This is a genomic window from Serratia quinivorans (assembly GCF_946227985.1).
Lineage (GTDB): Bacteria > Pseudomonadota > Gammaproteobacteria > Enterobacterales > Enterobacteriaceae > Serratia > Serratia quinivorans_A.
Window position 1 is genome coordinate 1,290,159 of record NZ_CAMKGL010000001.1, and the last position, 19,839, is coordinate 1,309,997.

The following is a 19,839-nucleotide window of genomic DNA, read 5'->3' on the forward strand; positions in this document are numbered from 1 at the left end:
GAGAGCCTTGATTAACGGTTAATCTCGTAACCAGGGGGTAAAGGTCACGCCGATCAACAGTCCTTCCGGGCTGAGCAAGCGGGTGACGCTCTGGCCCCAGGGTTCTTCGCGGTTGGCTATCAGCAAACGATAACCGCGATCAATCAATCCCTGCGTTGCCAGCGCCATATCGGCAACGTCAAATTCCATCCAGGCCTGTGGCACCGGCAAATCGGCCGGCCATTGCTCACTGCCGAAGCAGGACTGTGCGGCCTGCGCCAACGGCCACAGGGCGAAGTGTTTAACCCCCTCCAGTACGCCATGCTCGGTCAGCAAATAATCGGCATTGCCGTCCATCGGCTTAAGCGGCAGCCCCAGCGCGTCAGCGTAGAACGCCTTGCTTTGTTCCGTTTGCCGGGTAATTGGCCCAAATCCGGCGATAAACAACACGCCTAGTCCTGCGAACTGCTGTTCCATGTTCTCTCCTGTTGGCTATCAACGCCCTGACGCATTTGCGTTGGTGAAAATCCATAGGCCGCCTTGAAGCGGTTACTGAAATGGCTGGAGGAGCTAAAACCGCACTCCAGCGCAATCTGTGTCAGTGGCAGCAGGCTGTGACGCAGCAGTTTTTCTGCCTGCTGCAGCCGCGCGCGCATCACAAACTGGTGTGGTGCCAGGCCGGTGTCATGTTTAAACATCCGGGCAAAGTGGAACTCACTCAGCTCTGCCTGCGCCGCCAGGTCTGCCAGCAACAACGGCTGGTCAAGATGGTGCTCAATATACTCTTTCACCCGTCTGGCGACCGCCGGGGCCAGGCCGCCGCGGACCAGCGGTAACGCCCAGTTGAGCTGGCTGTAGCCTTGGATCAGGCGCGACATCAACAACGTTGTGGCGCTGCTGAGTGCCAGTTGGTTGCTGCGTTCTTGCCAGTTGCAGTTGAGTAAGAACTGGCGATACAGCAGTGTGATCTGCGGATCCTCGCCAAAAGCGCAGGGTTCGAGGTTAATCGCCGCCGGGCTGCGATCCCAGGTTTGCTCTGCCACCTGACGCAGGTGACGATCGGTGCAGTAAAGGTGCACAAAAGACAAATCGCTGCGCACGTCCCAGGTAGATTCATACTGACGCGGCATAATGCAGAAGCGATCCGGCCCGCCGCCGTTCTTCCAGCCACCGGGGACTTTTTGATAGCACTCATAACCGTCGGCAATATACAGACTCAGAGTATGGTGATCGGCGCTTTCCTGGGTAATACGGTCATTACAGTTGGACCAGGCGGCCAGTTCCACGCCAGAACCCAGCCGCACGCTGTTGTGCAACCGCGCTTTATGTTCCCGCAGTGTTTCAAACGCCTTGTAGCCGGACATCGCCGCCCCCCTTTTCACCCATCCATCCAGTGTAGAGAGTGGCGCAGCGCCACACCAGCCGTCAGCCCGCGCTTTTGCCAAAAAAAGCGCAAGAATATGCAATTGCCAGCAAAGCGCGGAAAGCACGACGGCGTGCAGCGGCGGATACTGCCTCTCTCTATTTTTGCCGGAGTTTATTATGAACACGCTGTTGTACCTTGCCGTCGTGCTGATTTGGGGCACCACCTGGATTGCGATTACCCTGCAACAGGAAGGACCGGTGGCTATTCCCCTGTCCATCAGTTACCGCTTTGTGGTCGCCGCGCTGGTGATGTTGGTCATTCTGCTACTGGCACGTCGCCTGCGCCGCATTGCTCTGGGCGACCATCTGTTTTGCCTCCTGCAAGGTTGCTGCGTGTTTGGGCTTAACTTCTACTGTTTCTACCATGCCGCAGCCTATATCAGCAGCGGGCTGGAATCAGTGATTTTCTCAATGGCAGTGCTGTTCAACGCGGTCAACGGGTGGATTTTCTTCCGGCAACGTCCCAGCCCGAACCTGCTGCCGGCGGCGGTGCTGGGTATCACCGGGATCGTCGCCCTGTTCTGGCAAGATTTGGTCGCCACCCAACTGGCGCCGGAACTGTTGAAAGGCATTGGGTTGAGCGCACTCGGCACTTTCGGTTTTTCTCTGGGCAATATGATCAGCTCCCGTCACCAGCGGCGCGGGCTGGATATTCTGTCCACCAATACCTATGCCATGAGCTACGGCGCGGTCCTGATGGCGCTGATCGCCCTGGCCCAGGGTGCGTCGTTCCAGATTGAGTTCAGTACCCGCTATATCGGTTCACTGCTGTACCTGGCGATATTCGGTTCGGTGATTGCCTTTGCCGCCTATTTCAGCCTGCTGGGCCGTATCGGTGCCGGTGCAGCGGCGTACAGCACCCTGCTGTTCCCCCTGGTGGCGCTGAGTATTTCGACAATTTATGAAGGCTACCAGTGGCACTTCAATGCGGTGATTGGCCTGTGCCTGATCCTGCTGGGTAATCTGGTGATGTTCGCTAAACCGGACCGGTTCACTGGGTTATGGCGACGCCGGGCGGTGTAGGTAAACGTGCCTTCTGAACGTCGTGAGTAAAGACCACAAAATAAGCCCACGCCCGCCAGGTACACGGACTTTCTTGCGGTTCAACAGAGAACGTCTGAGAATTTGGAAATCGGATGCTTTGTACAGCGTAATGCAGCCCCATGATACACCGCTACCGTCAGTATTAAGCGGATGAAGCCTGAAGCTTCCACGGTTAACACCATTAACGAAAACGTGATCGCTCATCGTCGTATTGCTATAAAGGCCGAACCACTCAGCATGGCGATTCTTGTGTTGAGTGTCCCGTACTCGTAGAAAAATCTGTCCTATACTCAGACTCTTGCCGATTTTTCATAAGGAGATCAGTATGCTGAGATTTTCCCGCCTCTGGCTGCTATCCGCCGCCCTCACCGCCTTTACGGCAAACGCGGCAGCCGAAACGCCGAAGTACGGCCAGGAACTGCAGGGCTTTCACTACCCTTACCCCCTGCAGCAGTTTAGCTTCACCTCTCAGGGGCAGCAGTTAAGCATGGGGTATATGGACGTCCCGCCAGAGGGTGAAGCCAACGGTCACACTGCGGTGCTGATGCATGGCAAAAACTTCTGTGCTGCCACTTGGCAGGACACTATCAAAGCGCTGAGCAAAGCCGGTTACCGGGTGATCGCACCGGATCAAATCGGCTTTTGCAGTTCGACCAAACCGCAACATTACCAATACAGTTTCCAGCAGTTGGCGCAAAACACCCACGCGTTGCTCAATAACCTGAAAATCAGTAAAGCGACGATCGTCGGCCACTCCACCGGCGGCATGCTGGCGACGCGTTACAGCCTGATGTATCCGCAAGCGGTTGAGCGACTGGTGATGGTGAACCCGATTGGGCTGGAAGACTGGAAAGCCAAGGGTGTGCCCTGGCGCAGCGTCGATCAATGGTTCGAGCGTGAGCTGAAAACTTCCGCGGCAGGTATCAGGCAATATGAGTTGAATACCTACTACGTCGGCCGCTGGAAACCAGAATATGACCGCTGGGTCGATATGCTCGCCGGGCTCAATAACGGGCCGGGCCATCGTCTGGTAGCCTGGAATTCAGCCTTGATTTACGACATGATTTTCACCCAACCGGTGTACTACGAGTTTAAGGATCTGCAAATGCCAACCACGCTGATGATTGGTACCGCCGACACCACCGCCATCGGCAGTGACATTGCTCCGCCGGCGGTCAAGGCCAAGCTCGGTGATTACAATCTGCTGGGCAAACAGGTGGCAAAATTGATCCCGCACGCCCGTCTGATCGAGTTTCCGGGGCTGGGCCATGCGCCGCAAATGGAAGAACCCGCACAGTTTAATCAGGCGCTGATTAAGGCATTGCGACCCTAACGATCTCGCTACAGGACAGGAAACCATCCATGCTTGATATTACCATTCGCCGGCTCCAGGCAGAAAACGCAGAGGATTTTCGGGCTATCCGGCTTGCCGCCTTAAAAAAATCCCCCGAAATGTTCGGCTCCCTTTACGCACTTGAGGCTGAGAAACCGCTACAATTTTTTGCAGACAGACTCACCAACTGTGCCGTATTCGGCGCCTATTCAAACGGCAGGATCGTTGGGGTCATGGTATTCAAGCAGGCCGAGGGCATTAAAGATGCGCATAAGGCCTCGCTGACCGGGGTATTTGTTGAACCCGAATTCAGAGGTCAGGGGATTGCCAATGCATTACTAAAAGCGGTGATTGACCATGGTTCTAACCAGGTTGAGCAAATCTTGCTTACCGTTGTCGCAGACAACGATGCCGCAATCAGTCTCTATAAGCGGTTCGGTTTCGAACCTTATGGCGTGGAGCCTCGTGCGTTGAAGACCGAGCAGGGCTATCTCGACGAAATGCTGATGGTGCTTATTTTCCGCCGGTGAAGTGATCGTTGTGCAACCAGCAGGCCTTGTCGTCGACATCGGTTGTCAAACAAAGATCAACGTCGGCGGCGAACCCGCGTTCAATCAACTCACAGGCTGAACTGCACTGGCGTAATGCAGTTGCAGGTAACGCCTGAAAAGTCGCTGCTGCAGCTTGTGCCTCCGGTGACGAATTTCGCTTTGGCAGGCGGGAAATTATCGCGCCCGCCGTTAGCCAGTCCTCAAGTGCTGGCCGCAGGCTGCCATCCGGCCATTTTTCGCCACAGGGAACCACCAAAATTCGTCGATATACTGCGCAGGCGTTAACAGTCGCCTCAAGGTTTCTCAAACTGCCACAGAACACAGCACATCCGGAGTCCCTGGCCTTAAAAGCCAACGCTGAGCCATTGGGCGACGGAAGTACCAGTTTGGTTTCAGGAGGGATAGCAACCAGCGAAACCGGTGAAAGTGAGTATCCCTCGCCCTCAAAACGACGGGTAGTATTGGCTGTAATAGCCCCTAAGTTATTACCGTATACTGTCGCGGTATCATCTTTCCAAGGGTAAGGATAAACCCTGGCCCCTCGCCCAACGGCAACGCTTACGCAGGTTGAAAAAGACATCACATCAACGATAATCACACAGTCAACATCACCAGCCATTTGCTCGATGGCGTGTATCCCCCATTCAAGGCGGATATCGAACTGAGATTGCGAGAAATAACCCATCTACGACTCCATTGAAAAGAAAGGACCCAATGGCCTTTTGAGGCTGTTAACCACCCGCTCTGTTGTTTATGGTAGGGGCGCTGCATGCCGCGTCTAATCTCCTTACCAACAGATAAAATCCGGTTGAACATGGGAACAAATCGGTCATATAGGTAACCCTTTTAACCCATCACGAAAGTTCAGTATAAACGAGCATTAAAACCCCTTGCCCTTCGCTCACCCAGAACCTGGGATCGTGCTATGGTATTAACGGATTTCAGTAAGGAGTGGCCGATGCCGAGATTTCTCTCTATGCGCGCATTACGGCGCGTTGCCCTGACAGGAGTTGTTATGAGCATGATGTTAAGCAGCACGACCTTTGCCAGTTCACTGCCCCTGCTGGCCCCCTCTGCGCTGAAAGGGCACTGGCAGTTGAACGACGCCGAAGGCAAAGCTGCCGCCTGCGAGGTTGAGTTAAGCGATGAATTGATCGAAGGCACCAACGCCTACCGTTTTACCGCCTCTGCACAATGTCTGCAGCCGTTGGCCCTCGCCGAACTGCCGGTCGCCTGGCGCCCTACGCCGGACGGCATGACGCTGACCAACGCCGACGGCAGCATGGTCGCGTTCCTGGCGCTGACGGCCCCCAAACGCTACGAAGTGGTAAACCATAACGGCAAGCCGCGCTTCACGCTGACGCCACGCCAATAACCGTCTTTTCTGGCATGACGGCAGCGTAAAAACCTGTCGTCACGCCACCAACAATCCCATTAACGCACCACCCGCCAAAACCCACAGCGGATGAATGCGCTTGCTCATGCTCACGACCGTGGCCAGCAAAATAATCACCGCCAGCGGCCAACTTGGCGCGGAAGCTTCGGCAATCAGCACCCCACTCGCCGCCACCAAACCGACGGTAACCGGCACCAGGCCGCTCTGCACTCTGCGCCGCCAGGGTTTATCCTTGAAGCGTCGCCAGGCCCCCATCACCAGCAGGGTGACGATCGACGACGGACCGAACTTGGCGACCGAAGAGACCAACAACCCGGCCCAACCGGCCACGTGCCAGCCAATCAGCGGTACGATCATCATATTCGGCCCCGGGGCAGCCTGCGCCATGGCGAACAGCGCGCTGAATTCCTGCGCGCTCATCCATTGATGAACCTCCACCACCTGACGCTGCATCTCCGGCAGAATGGTCATGCCGCCACCGAACGCCAGCAGCGACAACTCGGTGAAAATCAATGCCAGTGAAATCAAGATGGCGATCAAGATGGGTTCCTCCACCACAGCAGCAGAATGCTCAGCGGTGCCAGCACCAGCATGGTCGGTAATAACGGCAGACGCAGCCAGGCAATGGTTATCAGACTGAGCGCCACAATTGCCAGCGCCAGCCATTTACCGCGCAGCGGTAACAGCATTTTCACCCCGGTGGACAACAACAAACCGGCCGCCGCCGCCGCCAGCCCGGCAAACACGTGTTGCACATGCGCATCGTTCTGAAAACGGGCGTAGACCATACCCAACCCGACCACAATCGCCGTTGGCGCGCTGATCAGCCCCAGCAGCGCGCACAAGGCACCGCGTACTCCGCGAAACTCCATACCCACCGCCACGGAAAGGTTGATCACGTTGCCGCCCGGCAAAAACTGACACAGGCCCAGCAGCTCGGTGAACTGTTCACCGCTCAGCCAGCGACGGTCTTCCACCAGCATGTTACGTGCCAGCGGCAGCACGCCGCCAAAGCCGATCAACCCCAGCATCAGAAAGCCCAAAAATAGCTCACCGTTACCCGGTGGAGCCGCGAGTTGGCTGTTTTTTACTGCATCAGATTCAGACATTGCCAGTTCCACATTGCTTCTTATGATGGCTGGTATGATGCGCGCCGCCATGTCATGCTGTCTAATGCATTTCATAAGCAACAAAGATACCTCTGAGGTATGGTTATGATCGAACTTCGTCGCCTGCGGGCGTTCGTTACCGTAGTAGAAGAAGGCAATATCACCCGCGCCGCCGAACGGCTGTTTATTCAGCAGCCGCCGTTAACCCGCCTGTTGCAGGGGCTGGAAGATGAGCTGGGAGTAAAACTGTTGCAACGTTTGCCACGCGGCGTGCGCGTCACCGAAGCCGGCAATGTGCTGTTCAATGAAGCCCGTGCTCTGTTGGCACGGGCAGAACATCTGACCGAAGCGGTGCACCGTGCCGCACGGGGTGAACAAGGGCATATTGCCATCGGCTTCACCAGTTCGGCCGCTCTGCACCCGTTTGTGCCCAATCTGCTGCGCCGCTACCGCGAGATCCTGCCGGGCATTACCACCCAGTTGGAAGAGGCCGGCAGCGGTGAGCTATTGGAGGCATTGGTGGATGAGCGCCTTGACGTGGCCTTTGTCCGCTCACCGGTGGGCGGCATTCCCGGGTTGACGATTGAACCGGTGCTGCGTGAATCGATGTTGGTCGCCCTGCCTGTCGGGCACCCGCTGGCCGTCAACAGTGAGCAACCCTTGCCGCTGGAGGCATTAAGCCATGAAGCCTTTATCCTTTATCGTCGGCCTGCGGGGCAGGGTTTATATGACGCCATTCTGGCGGCCTGCCACCGTGCCGGTTTCAGCCCACGCGTGGTTCAGGAAGCCCCGCGCCTGCCCGCGACCCTCAGTTTGGTCGGTGCCGGTTTGGGGCTGTCCATCGTGCCGGCCTCGATGCGGCGTTTGGGGGGCGACGGCATTGTCTACCGGGCGATTGGCGATCGGGCGCAGCTCAGCGCGCCGCTTTATCTGGCGCTGCGCAACAACCGAACATCGGCCATCATCGCCGGCTTTCGCGATTTGGTGGCCGAAGCGGTCAGTGAGCAAGCGCCCGGCTAATCTTCCTTGTCGGCGATGCGCGTCAGGTGGATCACCAGATACAGCAGCTCATCGTTCGACATTTCCATTTGCAGCAGATTTTTCACGTAGTCGCGGATCAGCAGCGCACCGCGGTAGGCGTGCGGATACTCTTTGGTTACCTGAGCAAAGATAAAATCGTCTTTCGACGTCATCTGTTGCCCCTCGACCATACGCTGAATAAAAAACTGCATATGCACCAGAAAACGCGAGTAATTGAGCGAGTCGGTGTCGATATTGATGCGAAAATGGTATTTGATGATATTGAAAATATCTTTCAACATTTTCACCGCCAGCAGCGTGTGCTCCATGTTTTGCACATCGGTCTGGCCATTAACCAGATGGAAAGCGATGTTGCCCGCCTCTTCTTCCGGCAGGCTAATGTTCAACCGCCGGTTGATGTGCGCCAGCGCCTGCGTCGCCACCGCGAATTCCTGCGGATAAAAACGCTTCACCTCAAACAGCAGGCGGTTCTGGATAGCAATCCCTTTGTGGTAGCGCTCAATGGCGAAGCTGATATGGTCCGCCAACGTGAAGAAAATCTGCTCGTTAATCCGCCCTTTGAGCTGGCGGTTAGCCTCAGCCAGGATCATCTGCACGATCTCAATGTGCTCTTCCGGCGTGGTTTCTATCAGCCGCAGGTAATCACGGCCCTTTTGGCTGTTTTGCACCACATACACTTTCTCTATCGTGGCCGGGTCGAGAACGTCACCCACCTTGCTGTTAAAGCCAATACCCTTGCCCATCACGATAACTTCATTGTTATCGCCGTCAGTCGATAGCACCAGGCTATTATTGAGTACCTTAATGACTTTCATCGTCGCGGCCATCACCCTTTATTTTTTAGCGTTGCCGGCCATCGGAGGCAATCAGCCGTTGATACCAGTCAAAACTGCGTTTTTTAATTCTCCGCAGATCTTTCAGATCCTGCTCACCCCGGTTGACATAGACAAACCCGTAACGCTTGGCATAGCCCTGATGAGTACTGACCACGTCTATCGCCGCCCACGGACAATAGCCGATCAGTTCTACCCCGTCGTTAATCGCCAACTGCATCTGTTCGACGTGCTGACGCATAAATTCAATGCGGTAATCGTCGTTAATTGTACCATCGGCCTGTAACTCATCCGGGGCACCGATGCCGTTTTCAGTAATTAATATTGGCAAATGGTAGCGTTCAGCGGTTTTGCGCAGCGTTAGCCGTAATCCGACCGGGTCGATCACCCAGCCGTAGCGGGTTTTACCGACGAACGGATTCTCCGCTGCGCGGTAAACTCCCGGTTCCCCCAGCATGATTTGCTGATCGCCTGCGCGCGCGCTGATGTCGGAGGCGTCGCCACGGCTGGCGGCAATGGTGGCGGTAGAATAGTAGTTTATCGCCACATAGTCCGGTTTGCCTTGCAACAACAGCGCCGCATCGCCCGGCTCCATCTGCGGAGCCAGTTCGCGGTCCAGCAAATAACGCCAGGCCAGCGGGTTATAGCGGCCATGCACCGCCACATCGAGGAAACTCCAGCAACGCAGCGTCTCCCAGTTATGGGCGGCGATAGCATCCAGCGGATGGCAGGTTTCCTGATACATCGAGGTGGTATTAATCGCCGGGCCAATCTTCCCTGCGGGGCAGCGCTGATGACACAGCGCCATCACCCGTGCCTGAGCCACCAGCATATGGTGGTTTTGCTGATACAGCACCCGTTTGGACGGCAGTACGCCGCCCTTTGGTGTGCCAATGGCCCCTGGGTGCAGGATCATGGTGTTTTGCTCGTTGATAGTCAGCCAGTACTTCACCCGGTCGCCAAAGGCGTCGAACAGCACCCCGGCATAATCGACAAAGGCATCGATGGTAACGCGATTAGACCAGCCACCCTGCTGCTCAAGCACATAGGGAAGATCGAAATGATACAGCGTCACCACCGGCTCGATGCCATGGCTCAGCAGTTCATCAATCAACTGGCGGTAGAAATCCAGCCCGGCAGCGTTGACCTCGCCGGTGCCATTGGGCAGCACCCGCGTCCAGGCAATAGAAAAGCGATAGGCCTTCAGCCCCAACTCGGCAAACAGTTTCACGTCCTCGCGAAAGCGATGATAGTGATCGCTGGCCACCTTAAAGTCGGCGGTGCCTGGCGGATGATCGAGCATATCTACAATCGACGGGCTTTTGCCCTCTTCGTCCCAGGCGCCTTCCACCTGATAGGCGGAAGTGGAAGCCCCCCACAGAAAATCTGCGGGGAAATCGTTCAGTCGTTGATAAATCATGCCGGCTCCTGCTGCGTATGATTAAGGTTGATGATCGGTTCGCCAAAGTCGACCCGGCCCGGCTGACGACAACTCAACTGCGGAAAGGCTTCACTGTTGACCACCAGTACCGGCGTGGTGAGGTCGTAACCCAGCGCAGCAATAGCCGCCAGATCAAAGCGCACCAGTTCATCCCCCACCTTGACCCGGTCGCCAATTTTCAGGTTGGCGCTAAAATGCTGCCCCGCCAAATTAACCGTGTCGATACCGATGTGCACCAGCAGTTCAACGCCGTTATCTCCCTTGATACCCACCGCATGCATTGAGGGCAGGAAGGTCACCACCTCACCGTCCAGCGGCGCACGCAGCAGCCCTTCCTGTGGCCGTATCGCTACGCCCTGGCCCAATAACCCCTGGGAAAAGACATCGTCGTTTACCTGATCCAGTGCCACCAGTTGACCGAACAGCGGGCTGAAAATCTGCTGTTCAGCGTCGCTGTGAGATCCCGTCTTCGGCGTCTCCTGCTCTTCGACCGGATCGTCAAAACCCAGGATCCAGGTCAACGCAAAGGTCACTACGATAGCGATGGCACAGGTGACCAGCGCATGGACGATATTCATCGGGTTTTCACCGATAAACGCAGGCAACGCTGCCAGCCCAGGCGAGACAAAGGCATAGCGTACCAGCCCGCTCAACCCGGCATAGATACCGGCGCAGCCACCGCCGATCATCGCGGCAATCAGGGGTCTGCGCAGCTTGAGCGTCACGCCGTACAGCGAAGGCTCGGTGATACCCAGCAGCGCGGTGAAACCGGCAGAGGACGCCAGTTGGCGCAGGTTTTTGTTTTTGGTACGGAAGGCCACGCACAGGGTGGCCGCGCCCTGTGCAATGTTGGAGGCCAACATGCCCGGCCCGTTAATCATTTCGAAGCCGTTTTTGCTCAACTGACCGGTCGCGATCGGCGTCATCGCCCAGGCGGTGCCGGTGATCACCAGGAAGGGTTGTAGCCCGCCCATCAGCATCGGGATCAGCCAACTGGCCTTACCGTCGACGATCGCCGCGCCGGCGGCAACCAGATCGTTAAGGAAAATACCGAACGGGCCTACCACCACTAACGCCAGCGGTGCGGTAACCAACAGAATAATCATTGGCTTGGTGAAGAATTTGATCATCGTCGGCGAAACTTTTTCGGCAAAGCGCTCGATATAAGACATCAGCCAAACGGTGAAAATAATCGGCAGCACCGAACCGGCATAGTCGGCCATTCGCACCGGAATGCCGATAAAGTCAATCGGCGTCCCCGCCGCCAGCATCTGCGCCAGATTGGGGTGCAACAACACCCCGGCGATGGTCATGGCCAGTATCGGGTTACACTCGAACTTGATTGCTGCACCATAGGCCAGCAACACCGGCAGGAAGAAGAAAGCCGCGTCGGCAATGGTGTCCAGCAGATGATAGGTCGGACTGGCGGCGTCTATCGCCCCGGTCAGCTTGAGGATCGCCAGCAGCGCCTTAATCATCCCCGCGCCGGTGATCGCCGGGATCACCGGGGTAAAGGTGGTAGAGATCACGCTGATAATCTGTGAAACCACCCCGCCGCGGGCCTGTGATTTCTTATCGCTCTGCCGCCCCTCGAGAGCGCCGATTTCTTTTTGTAGCGTGCGGAAGGTTTGCTGCACGTTGTTGCCGACCACGATCTGGAACTGACCGCCGCGGTCCACCACGCTGATCACCCCCGGCAAGGCCTCGATGGCTTTCGCCTCTACCTTGCTGTCATCATTAAACTCCATGCGCAGACGAGTCGCGCAGTGCGTCAGTTTGCTGACGTTGCCCTTGCCCCCTACCCGCGCCAGTATTTCCAGGCCTAGCTGTTTGTAATCCATCGAATTTCCCCGGTAAAAAAACAAAAAAAAAGACCAAAATCAAAATGCGCCTCATCGCATGGAGAGGTGCATTCCTATTTTGGTCTTGCCTGCCTGAGCAGTAACACGCCGTAATAAAAATGTCTGGCGATCGTTAGGATCGCGGCGAAAGTATCGTCATAGTTGTGATTTTTCGGCAATAGCCTGCGTTAAGCTTTGTGATTAACATCACTAATTTTCGAAAATGCACTGCAATGTTGTCCGTCATGCCCCACTTTGGCGCATCGGTTAAATTAACCGATTAAAATAACACTGACAAAAAAACAGCCGCCTAAATAAATTAACTCTGTTTATTATTTATTGAACAAAAAACAGGGTTTAATTGATACCGGAGAATTATTATTTAAAAGTAAAAGAAATAATTACAGCCTCACTCAATTGGTAACACAAACAAATAAATTATTCGCGGTGAATGCAGCTTAACCCACTATGATTTAAACCGTCGCCGAGCATTTTCAATGCGGCAATAACACACCTGTAGCCAATAAAACCAACAGATAAATCCTGCCGATCTTTCGGCAGGCATTCTATATATTGGAGAAAGTTATATGTTATCGCGTCGTGATATATTAAAAGCCTCTGCGGTCAGCGCAGCAGCAGCCAGCGTAATGGGCGGTATGATTAAATCCGCCAGCGCCGACGAACATCGCAATATTGTCCCGCCCAGTACTTTCCAACCCGCCGCCGATGCACAAAACCTTTATAAATATGTCTTTGCCAACAGCAAAAAACGCAGTCTGCCCAGCGGCTGGGCCAGAGAGGCCACCGTCGAACAATTCCCGATTTCTGAAGGCGTTGCCGGGGTAGATATGACGCTGGAGCCGGGCGGCGTACGCGAGCTGCACTGGCACGCCATTGCCGCCGAATGGGCATTTATGCTGGAAGGTCATGCCCGTATCACCATCATCGACCCGGAGGGAAAGTGCGAAGTGGCGGACTTTGGCGCAGGGGATGTCTGGTATTTCCCCAAAGGCTATGGGCACTCGATCCAGGCGCTGGCGGACGGCGCACACTTTGTATTGACCTTTGATAACGGCCATTTTTCCGAGTTTGGTACTTTCAGCATTACTGACTGGGTGGCGCACATGCCCAAAGAGGTGTTGGAAAAAAGCGTCAATATGCCGGCATCGGTATTTTCCAAAGCCAAACAGGGTGAAGCCTATATTGTCGCCGGTGCGGTGCCCCCGGCTCTGCCCCTGCCCAGCAGCGACGGCGGTTTGAATAATGCCCCGCTGGCTCACCGTTATGAATTAATGAAGCAAAAACCTTTCTTTGAAAATGATGCAGGCAGCGTTCATTTGGTGTCTTCAAAAGAATTCCCCATATCAACCACCATGACCGGCATTATCGAGATCGTCAAACCCGGAGCCATACGTGAATTACATTGGCACCCCAACGCCAATGAGTGGCAATACTATATTTCCGGCAAGGGACGTATGACGGTATTTGGTTCACACGGCCATGCGCAGACATCAGAATATGCGCCGACAGACGTCGGTTATGTCCCGCAGGGGTTTGGCCATTACATTGAGAATATGGGCGATGAGGATCTCAAGGTGTTAATCGTACTGGATAACGGCATTTATCAGGATATTTCGCTATCGGACTGGCTGGCGAAAACCCCGGCCTATCTGCTGGCAGATAACTTCAATAATCAGATTGCCGACTGGCAAGATCGCCCCAGGGACAAACTGGTAATGTCCCGCCGTAAAAGCTGATGGGTAGCGAGGGGGCGTTACCCCCCCTCGCCAAGGGTTACTGCTTACGCTGCTCCGCCACCTGTTTGGCGGTCACCTTGCCCTGTTTTTCACCAAACTGGCCCACCACGTAGTTGGCTACCGCAGCCACTTCTTCGTCCGAGTATTGGCTACCAAAGTCCGGCATAAACTCGTGCTGCTCACCAATGCTGATGCGCGTACCTTTGAGGATCGCCTGCACCACGCTACGGCCCTGCGGATCGTTAACCGCGGTGCTGCCAACCAACGAAGCATATTTGCTCTGGCGGCCGGTACCGTTCCACTGGTGACACCCGCTACAGTCCCCGGCGAACAGCCTGCGGCCGAGAGAATCTTCCTGCCCACCCGGCAATACCGCGCTGGAAGAGGTTGCGCCCTTTGGCTGCAGATTCACCGCGCTGGCACTGTCGGTGGCGATCGGCTCGATATTGCGCAGATATTTCACCAGGGCCTGGTTATCCTCCGGCGTCAGGTATTGCAGGCTATTTTCCACCGCTTCCGCCATCGGGCCGGAAGCGCTGCTGCGCCCTTCCGCATGGCCGGTGGCCAGATATTGCGACAGTTGCTGCTCGCTCCAGCCGCCAATACCGGTATGCGAGTCCGGGGTAATATTGCCGGCGAACCAGCCCTGGATCACCTCGCCGCTGAGGTTTTTGCTCTGATTAATGCCAAAACCCAGATTGCGCGGGGTATGGCATTCGCTGCAGTGGCCCAGCGCAGTCGCCAGATAGGCCCCGCGATTCCATTGCTCATCCTGATTGAGGTTCGGCTCGAAGCGTTTTTCGTTGAAGAACGCCAAATTCCAGAACTTCATGCCCCAGCGCTGGTTGAACGGGAACGACAGACCGTTTTCCGGATTGGCCTGCTTCACCGGCGGCAGGCTGAACAGGTAGGCTTTGATCGCCAGTACGTCGTCACGGCTTAAGCCAGTGTAGGAAGTATAAGGCATTGCCGGATACAGATTCCCCTGTGGACCGACGCCTTCACGCACCGCACTCACAAACTGATCGTCACTCCAGCCACCGATCCCGGTTTCCGGGTCGGCAGTAATGTTGGTGCCATAAATGGTTCCGAATGGCAGTTTAAAGGCAAAACCCCCGGCGAAGGGTTTACCGCCAGGTGCGGTGTGGCAGGCCACGCAGTCGGCGGCACGGGTCAGATATTCACCGCGGGCCAGTTTATCGCTAATGCTCGCCGGGGCCCCGGCGATAGGGGCCGCCGGCTCGGGGCCGACCGGGCGTAACAGGGTATAAAGCGCGTAGCCTCCCGCTAACACCACGATTGCGACAATCAGCCATAACAGCCATCTCAGGGCGTTGCTCATGGGTTTCTCCCTTAATCCAACGCCTTGGCGGCCTGGTGAATGGCGGCGCGAATGCGCACGTAGGTAGCGCAGCGGCAAACGTTGCCACTCATCGCCGCGTCAATATCTGCATCGCTCGGGTTCTTGCTTTGGGCCAACAGTGCGCTGGCGCTCATGATCTGGCCGGACTGGCAGTAGCCGCATTGCACCACGTCCAGATTGACCCAGGCCGCCTGCACCGCTTTGCCCGCCGGCGTCTCGCCAATCGCTTCGATGGTGGTAATTTTCTTGCCCTCGGCGGCAGAGACCGGCGTCATGCAAGAACGTACCGGCACGCCGTCCAGATGGACGGTACAAGCGCCGCACATCGCAATGCCGCAGCCAAATTTGGTGCCGGTCAGCCCGGCTTCATCACGCAGGAACCACAGCAGCGGCATATGCGGGTCGCCATCAAACGTCAGCGGTTGGTCGTTCACGGTTAAAGTTATCATGCTGTTCTCCTTGTCAGACGCTGGCGTCACTGTTGGGACGGTGTAAAGGCAGGCTCAGTGAACTGCGGGGCCGCCCGAGCAGCGCCAGAGCATTCCCGACCGCCGGGGCTATGGTCGGCACACCCAGTTCACCCACGCCGGTCGGGGCCTCGGTGGACGGCACGATAATCACCTCTATTTCCGGCATTTCATCGATACGCAGCGGACGGAAATTGTTGAAGTTGGACTGCTCAACCACCCCGTCTTTTAGCGTAATGTTGCCGTACAGTGCGATGCTCAGGCCATAGCCGATGCCGCCTTCAATCTGCGCGCGGATCACATCCGGATTGACCGCGACGCCACAGTCCACCGCACACCACACCTTGTGCACCCGTGGAATGCCGCCTTCGCCGATCGATACCTCGGCAATCTGCGCCACCCGGGTATTAAACGCCTTGGCGACGCCAACTCCTCGCGCCCGGCCATCCACCACCTTCGCGCCCTGCCAGTTAGCGGCTTTTGCCACCGCCCGTAATACGCCGGCCTCACGCGGCGCATCCCCCATCAGTGCCAGTCGCCCCTCTACCGGATCCTGCCCGGTTTCCTGCAACAGTTGGTCGATAAAGCTTTCCACCGCATGGCCGGTGTGGGTACTGGCTACCGATCTCAGTGAGGTGGTAGGCACCTTGCCCGGCACGATATGGGCGTCACAACGGAAGCTCTCAAAGGTATAAGGGACTTCGCTGGCACCTTCTATCATCATCTGATCGACACCCTTGACCACCAGTGCCGTCATCGCACTGTTGAGCGTCCAGGAATGGCCGACGACGGTATCGCTCCAGCCCACCACCTTGCCGCCGCGGATCGCCCCGCGCAGCCGGTGCAGGATCATCGGGCGGTACCAGCCGTTGCGGATATCGTCTTCACGCGTCCACACCACCTTCACCCCGTGCCCGGGGCCAATGGCCTTGGCGGCCGCCGCCATGTCTGCGGCCAGATCCGGCCCCAGCTTCGGGTTGCCCAGATCGATACGGCGACCAAAGCTGCCGCCGGCTAAAATAGTTTCAATTTCTACCTTCTCCGGTGGCAATTGGAACAGGTCGCACAGTTGCTGGTGATCGAGGGTTTGGATCTGACAGCCATAGCGCGCCTTGACGCTTTCACCGTCCCAGAACAGATAGCCGTCCAACGGTTCCATCGGCGCATGGGCCACATACGGAAAGGTGTATTCCGCTTCGATCACTTTGTCGGCTTTATCAAAAACCTCGTCCGGCTGGCCGTGACTTTTCGCCACCGCACCGGGCTTTTGCGCCACCTGGCGGAACTCAGCGAAAATCTGCTCGGTGTTGCGCCGCTCGGCCTGCGAGTCGTCCCACTCCACCTGTAATTTTTCACGCCCCTGGATCGCCGCCCAGGTATTTTTGGCATAGACCGCCACGCCGGTATCGGTCTGCTTCACCGCCACCACGCCCGGCACCGTCAGCGCACGGCTGGCGTCAAACGAGGCCACCTTGCCGCCAAAACGCGGCGGCTTTTTGATGGTCACGGTCAGCATATCCGGTTCATGAATGTCCTGGGTAAATTGCGCCGAGCCGTTGGTCTTGGCCAGTGAATCCACCCGGTGCAAGCCGCTGGCCTTACCGATCAGCGTAAAATTGGCGGGATCTTTCAGCGTCAGGGTCGCGGGATCGGGTGGCGGCAACTGGCTGGCCAATACGGCAAACTCACCGAAGCCCGCTTCACGCCCACTGGCCGCGTGGCGGATCTTGCCCGCCTGCACGGTAATTTCCTGCGCCGAGGTTTTCCAGCTTTGTGCGGCGGCCTGAACCAGCATCGCACGCGCCATGGCCCCCATGCGGCGCATCTGCTCATAGGCATTGGCCACCGAACTGGAACCACCGGTGCCCTGGAAACCAAACGACAGGTTTTTATAGACGTTGGTATCAACCGGCGCGGCAACCACCCGCACCTGCGACCAATCGGCGTCCAGCTCTTCGGCGACCAAGGTCGCCATGCCGGTATACACCCCCTGGCCCACCTCGGTATGTTTACTGATAACCGTCACAATGCCTTCCTGGTCAATCTGCACAAAAGCATTGGCTGCATGAGGATTGTTTTCAGGCGCAGTGGCGGAGTTTGCGCGGGCCAGCGCACCGGTGGACGGCAGATAGGCACCGATCACCAGCGCACTGGCACCGACGATAAAACGCCGCCGGGTAAGCGGGACTTCGGGTAGATTCATTGCTCATCGCTCCAAAATGCCGATCAACCTTAATCAATGCGGCGAAATCATTCTTTTTATGCGCGCCGTCTGCATACACCAGCGCGACGGGCTAATAGTTAGCGTAGTCCATTATTTTGTCTGTCTGGCATTCAGGCGGGGTTTTCTGTGGTGGATTTGTGCTGTGTACTGCGCGGGTATTTCGGCCCTCATGCTATAAATTAACTATCTCTTCATTATCTCCACGAGGGTGAAAGCCATGCCGCAACCCAATAACAAATTTCGTTTTTATCGCCCGCTAAAGAGCTTAACCCATACTTTTGGTGACCAATGGTTTGCACTGAAGGCAGAAGCCTTTGCCCGCTTTTTTGGCACACCGACGTTTTTGGTGGGGCAAACGGTGGTGGTGGCCGTCTGGATCTATCTCAATTTAGCAGGCCATACCAAGTTTGACCCTTACCCTTTTATTCTGTTGAACCTGGCTTTCAGCTTGCAGGCCGCCTACGCCGCCCCACTGATCCTGCTGGCGCAAACCCATCAGGCCGAACGTGACCAGGCGCACGCACTGGCCGATGCTCAGCATCGCGAGGATTTGGATGAGGCAATGGCGCAACGGCAAACCCTTGCCGCGCAGCAATCTGAACAATTGCTGGCGCTGTTGAAACAGAACACTGAATTAACCAACCTGACCAAACAGATGGCAGAGCGCATTGAAAGCCTGGCAATCCAGTTGGCAAACCGGGATCGCAGCTGAATTTGCTTCGTCACGGGTCATGGATTGCACCAAATTGCATCAATCGACGGCCTGATACCGCATCAGCGGCCGGTTTGCGGGCTGGTATGGAAATTGCTTCTCCCGATCGTGGCTATAAGGGAGAAGCAGATGAAAGCAATTGTCATTGGTGGCGGCATCGGCGGTCTGTGTACCGCCATCGCATTACAGCGTGTCGGTATCGACACTGCGGTTTTTGAAGCGGTCAAAGAAATCAAACCGGTCGGGGCCGCCATTTCCATCTGGCCCAACGGCGTAAAATGCCTTAATTACCTGGGGATGAAAGAACCGCTGCGTGCGCTCGGCGGCCCAATGCACTACATGGCCTATCAGGAATACCTGCACGGCCAGACCCTGACTCGCTTTAGCCTGGATCCGCTGATCGCCAGCGTCGGTGAACGGCCGTACCCGGTGGCCCGTGCCGAGCTACAGGCGATGTTGCTGGACACCTATGGCCGAGACCGCGTGCATTTTGGCAAACGCGTCAGCGGCATTGAAGAAACCGCACAAGGCGTGACCGCCTGGTTTACAGACGGCAGCCAGGCCAGCGGTGATTTTCTGATCGCCGCCGACGGCACGCATTCCGCCATTCGCCCTTATGTGCTGGGCCACGGGGTGGATCGTCGCTATGCCGGTTACGTCAACTGGAACGGGCTGGTAGCCATTGATGAGTCTATCGCCCCCGCCGACCAGTGGACGACCTTCGTGGGGGAAGGCAAGCGGGTGTCGCTGATGCCCGTCTCCGACCACCGCTTCTACTATTTCTTCGACGTACCTCTGCCCACCGGGCTGGCGGAAGACCGCAGCAGCGCACGAGCCGATCTGCAGCGCTACTTTGCCGGCTGGGCCGAACCGGTGCAAAAACTGATTGCGGTGCTCGACCCCGACACCGTCAACCGCATTGAGATCCATGATATCGAACCTTTCGAACAGCTGGTGCGCGGGCGCGTGGCATTACTGGGCGACGCCGGACACAGCACCACGCCGGATATCGGCCAGGGCGGCTGTGCGGCGATGGAGGACGCGGTGGTACTGGCGCTTGCCTTACAAACCAACTCGCTGGGCATTGAAGACGCGCTGTTGCGCTATCAGGAAAAACGCAGCCACCGGGTGAAGGATTTGGTGCTGAAGGCGCGAAAGCGCTCTGATGTCACCCACGGTAAAGAAATGGCGATCACCCATGGCTGGTACGAAGAGCTGAAAAGCGAAACCGGCGAGCGAATTCTCTCCGGCATGAAAGAAACCATTATGGGCGGGCCGCTGGCCTGACTCTGCCCTTCCTCGGCGGCAAGGCAAGGCGTTGCC

General features: G+C 56.6%; 20 protein-coding genes. 8 read left to right on the forward strand and 12 right to left on the reverse strand.

The window, feature by feature from the left end; genetic code table 11:
• Positions 1-18 precede the first annotated feature (18 nt).
• Together OCH02_RS05985 and OCH02_RS05990 are read right to left on the reverse strand one after the other, a co-directional pair.
• On the reverse strand, positions 19-456 hold the full coding sequence (locus tag OCH02_RS05985; protein ID WP_261430379.1) for a glyoxalase: 438 nt from the start codon (positions 454-456) through the stop codon (positions 19-21).
• The gene (locus OCH02_RS05990; protein WP_261430802.1) at positions 432-1,343 is read right to left on the reverse strand and encodes an AraC family transcriptional regulator; all 912 of its coding nucleotides are present in this window, start codon (positions 1,341-1,343) and stop codon (positions 432-434) included. Before OCH02_RS05990 ends, OCH02_RS05985 begins: the two co-directional genes overlap by 25 nt.
• A 178-nt stretch (positions 1,344-1,521) precedes the next feature.
• On the opposite strand from OCH02_RS05990, the gene OCH02_RS05995 reads away from it, so the two are divergent.
• Entirely contained in the window at positions 1,522-2,427 is a 906-nt protein-coding gene (locus tag OCH02_RS05995) for a DMT family transporter (RefSeq protein WP_261430380.1), read from the forward strand.
• On the opposite strand, the gene OCH02_RS06000 is transcribed toward OCH02_RS05995, so the two are convergent.
• Positions 2,404-2,754, reverse strand: a complete 351-nt coding sequence (locus tag OCH02_RS06000; RefSeq protein WP_315899169.1) for a tlde1 domain-containing protein — start codon at positions 2,752-2,754, stop codon at positions 2,404-2,406. The two genes, OCH02_RS05995 and OCH02_RS06000, sit on opposite strands and share 24 nt — an antisense overlap.
• Positions 2,755-2,773: 19 nt before the next feature.
• Here OCH02_RS06000 and OCH02_RS06005 point away from each other — a divergent pair, with 19 nt between their 5' ends.
• Entirely contained in the window at positions 2,774-3,781 is a 1,008-nt protein-coding gene (locus tag OCH02_RS06005) for an alpha/beta fold hydrolase (protein WP_261430381.1), read from the forward strand.
• A 29-nt stretch (positions 3,782-3,810) separates the two neighbouring features.
• Positions 3,811-4,311, forward strand: coding sequence for a GNAT family N-acetyltransferase (locus OCH02_RS06010; protein ID WP_261430382.1), 501 nt, complete (start codon positions 3,811-3,813; stop codon positions 4,309-4,311).
• Here OCH02_RS06010 and OCH02_RS06015 read toward each other — a convergent pair.
• On the reverse strand, positions 4,295-5,017 hold the full coding sequence (locus tag OCH02_RS06015) for a 2-phosphosulfolactate phosphatase (RefSeq protein ID WP_261430384.1): 723 nt from the start codon (positions 5,015-5,017) through the stop codon (positions 4,295-4,297). The two genes, OCH02_RS06010 and OCH02_RS06015, sit on opposite strands and share 17 nt — an antisense overlap.
• A 330-nt stretch (positions 5,018-5,347) precedes the next feature.
• Here OCH02_RS06015 and OCH02_RS06020 point away from each other — a divergent pair, with 330 nt between their 5' ends.
• The gene (locus tag OCH02_RS06020) at positions 5,348-5,707 is read left to right on the forward strand and encodes a protease inhibitor Inh/omp19 family protein (RefSeq protein ID WP_261430386.1); all 360 of its coding nucleotides are present in this window, start codon (positions 5,348-5,350) and stop codon (positions 5,705-5,707) included.
• Between the two features lie 39 nt (positions 5,708-5,746).
• Here the strand turns inward: OCH02_RS06020 and OCH02_RS06025 are convergent, their stop codons facing one another.
• Both OCH02_RS06025 and OCH02_RS06030 read right to left on the reverse strand, forming a co-directional pair.
• Positions 5,747-6,268 carry a chromate transporter gene (locus OCH02_RS06025; protein ID WP_261430387.1) on the reverse strand — a complete coding sequence of 174 codons (522 nt, stop codon included), beginning with the start codon at positions 6,266-6,268 and terminating at the stop codon, positions 5,747-5,749.
• Positions 6,265-6,837 carry a chromate transporter gene (locus OCH02_RS06030; protein ID WP_261430388.1) on the reverse strand — a complete coding sequence of 191 codons (573 nt, stop codon included), beginning with the start codon at positions 6,835-6,837 and terminating at the stop codon, positions 6,265-6,267. Before OCH02_RS06030 ends, OCH02_RS06025 begins: the two co-directional genes overlap by 4 nt.
• 99 nt (positions 6,838-6,936) lie before the next feature.
• Here OCH02_RS06030 and OCH02_RS06035 point away from each other — a divergent pair, with 99 nt between their 5' ends.
• The gene (locus OCH02_RS06035; protein WP_261430389.1) at positions 6,937-7,857 is read left to right on the forward strand and encodes a LysR family transcriptional regulator; all 921 of its coding nucleotides are present in this window, start codon (positions 6,937-6,939) and stop codon (positions 7,855-7,857) included.
• On the opposite strand, the gene licT is transcribed toward OCH02_RS06035, so the two are convergent.
• From licT to OCH02_RS06050, 3 genes are read right to left on the reverse strand one after another with little or no spacing between them, the layout of a single operon-like run.
• The gene (gene licT, locus OCH02_RS06040) at positions 7,854-8,693 is read right to left on the reverse strand and encodes a BglG family transcription antiterminator LicT (RefSeq protein ID WP_261430391.1); all 840 of its coding nucleotides are present in this window, start codon (positions 8,691-8,693) and stop codon (positions 7,854-7,856) included. The two genes, OCH02_RS06035 and licT, sit on opposite strands and share 4 nt — an antisense overlap.
• A gap of 25 nt (positions 8,694-8,718) precedes the next feature.
• The gene (locus tag OCH02_RS06045) at positions 8,719-10,131 is read right to left on the reverse strand and encodes a glycoside hydrolase family 1 protein (protein ID WP_261430392.1); all 1,413 of its coding nucleotides are present in this window, start codon (positions 10,129-10,131) and stop codon (positions 8,719-8,721) included.
• Complete coding sequence (locus tag OCH02_RS06050) at positions 10,128-11,993, reverse strand: beta-glucoside-specific PTS transporter subunit IIABC (protein ID WP_261430393.1); 1,866 nt, start codon at positions 11,991-11,993, stop codon at positions 10,128-10,130. Before OCH02_RS06050 ends, OCH02_RS06045 begins: the two co-directional genes overlap by 4 nt.
• Positions 11,994-12,580: 587 nt before the next feature.
• Between OCH02_RS06050 and OCH02_RS06055 the strand changes: the two genes are divergently transcribed.
• On the forward strand, positions 12,581-13,750 hold the full coding sequence (locus OCH02_RS06055; protein WP_261430394.1) for a cupin domain-containing protein: 1,170 nt from the start codon (positions 12,581-12,583) through the stop codon (positions 13,748-13,750).
• Between the two features lie 37 nt (positions 13,751-13,787).
• Here OCH02_RS06055 and OCH02_RS06060 read toward each other — a convergent pair whose 3' ends face one another.
• The 3 genes from OCH02_RS06060 to OCH02_RS06070 are packed head-to-tail and all read right to left on the reverse strand — an operon-like array spanning position 13,788 to position 17,783.
• Positions 13,788-15,092: a c-type cytochrome gene (locus OCH02_RS06060; protein WP_261430395.1), complete on the reverse strand. Its 1,305-nt coding sequence runs from the start codon at positions 15,090-15,092 to the stop codon at positions 13,788-13,790.
• A gap of 11 nt (positions 15,093-15,103) precedes the next feature.
• Positions 15,104-15,562 carry a (2Fe-2S)-binding protein gene (locus OCH02_RS06065; RefSeq protein ID WP_020826797.1) on the reverse strand — a complete coding sequence of 153 codons (459 nt, stop codon included), beginning with the start codon at positions 15,560-15,562 and terminating at the stop codon, positions 15,104-15,106.
• A gap of 13 nt (positions 15,563-15,575) precedes the next feature.
• Entirely contained in the window at positions 15,576-17,783 is a 2,208-nt protein-coding gene (locus tag OCH02_RS06070; protein ID WP_261430397.1) for a xanthine dehydrogenase family protein molybdopterin-binding subunit, read from the reverse strand.
• Between the two features lie 238 nt (positions 17,784-18,021).
• Here OCH02_RS06070 and OCH02_RS06075 point away from each other — a divergent pair, with 238 nt between their 5' ends.
• Together OCH02_RS06075 and hpxO are read left to right on the forward strand one after the other, a co-directional pair.
• Entirely contained in the window at positions 18,022-18,516 is a 495-nt protein-coding gene (locus OCH02_RS06075; protein WP_261430398.1) for a DUF1003 domain-containing protein, read from the forward strand.
• Positions 18,517-18,645: 129 nt separating this feature from the next.
• Positions 18,646-19,803, forward strand: coding sequence for an FAD-dependent urate hydroxylase HpxO (gene hpxO / locus OCH02_RS06080; RefSeq protein ID WP_261430399.1), 1,158 nt, complete (start codon positions 18,646-18,648; stop codon positions 19,801-19,803).
• Positions 19,804-19,839 lie beyond the last annotated feature (36 nt).

What these genes read in the sequence shown, in the direction of transcription:
- OCH02_RS05985 (WP_261430379.1), bottom strand. Translation starts at nt 456, where the DNA reads ATGGAACAGCAGTTCGCAGGACTAGGCGTGTTGTTTATCGCCGGATTT.
- OCH02_RS05990 (WP_261430802.1), bottom strand. Translation starts at nt 1,343, where the DNA reads ATGTCCGGCTACAAGGCGTTTGAAACACTGCGGGAACATAAAGCGCGG.
- OCH02_RS05995 (WP_261430380.1), top strand. Translation starts at nt 1,522, where the DNA reads ATGAACACGCTGTTGTACCTTGCCGTCGTGCTGATTTGGGGCACCACC.
- OCH02_RS06005 (WP_261430381.1), top strand. Translation starts at nt 2,774, where the DNA reads ATGCTGAGATTTTCCCGCCTCTGGCTGCTATCCGCCGCCCTCACCGCC.
- OCH02_RS06010 (WP_261430382.1), top strand. Translation starts at nt 3,811, where the DNA reads ATGCTTGATATTACCATTCGCCGGCTCCAGGCAGAAAACGCAGAGGAT.
- OCH02_RS06015 (WP_261430384.1), bottom strand. Translation starts at nt 5,017, where the DNA reads ATGGGTTATTTCTCGCAATCTCAGTTCGATATCCGCCTTGAATGGGGG.
- OCH02_RS06020 (WP_261430386.1), top strand. Translation starts at nt 5,348, where the DNA reads ATGAGCATGATGTTAAGCAGCACGACCTTTGCCAGTTCACTGCCCCTG.
- OCH02_RS06030 (WP_261430388.1), bottom strand. Translation starts at nt 6,837, where the DNA reads ATGTCTGAATCTGATGCAGTAAAAAACAGCCAACTCGCGGCTCCACCG.
- OCH02_RS06035 (WP_261430389.1), top strand. Translation starts at nt 6,937, where the DNA reads ATGGTTATGATCGAACTTCGTCGCCTGCGGGCGTTCGTTACCGTAGTA.
- licT (WP_261430391.1), bottom strand. Translation starts at nt 8,693, where the DNA reads ATGAAAGTCATTAAGGTACTCAATAATAGCCTGGTGCTATCGACTGAC.
- OCH02_RS06045 (WP_261430392.1), bottom strand. Translation starts at nt 10,131, where the DNA reads ATGATTTATCAACGACTGAACGATTTCCCCGCAGATTTTCTGTGGGGG.
- OCH02_RS06050 (WP_261430393.1), bottom strand. Translation starts at nt 11,993, where the DNA reads ATGGATTACAAACAGCTAGGCCTGGAAATACTGGCGCGGGTAGGGGGC.
- OCH02_RS06055 (WP_261430394.1), top strand. Translation starts at nt 12,581, where the DNA reads ATGTTATCGCGTCGTGATATATTAAAAGCCTCTGCGGTCAGCGCAGCA.
- OCH02_RS06060 (WP_261430395.1), bottom strand. Translation starts at nt 15,092, where the DNA reads ATGAGCAACGCCCTGAGATGGCTGTTATGGCTGATTGTCGCAATCGTG.
- OCH02_RS06065 (WP_020826797.1), bottom strand. Translation starts at nt 15,562, where the DNA reads ATGATAACTTTAACCGTGAACGACCAACCGCTGACGTTTGATGGCGAC.
- OCH02_RS06070 (WP_261430397.1), bottom strand. Translation starts at nt 17,783, where the DNA reads ATGAATCTACCCGAAGTCCCGCTTACCCGGCGGCGTTTTATCGTCGGT.
- OCH02_RS06075 (WP_261430398.1), top strand. Translation starts at nt 18,022, where the DNA reads ATGCCGCAACCCAATAACAAATTTCGTTTTTATCGCCCGCTAAAGAGC.
- hpxO (WP_261430399.1), top strand. Translation starts at nt 18,646, where the DNA reads ATGAAAGCAATTGTCATTGGTGGCGGCATCGGCGGTCTGTGTACCGCC.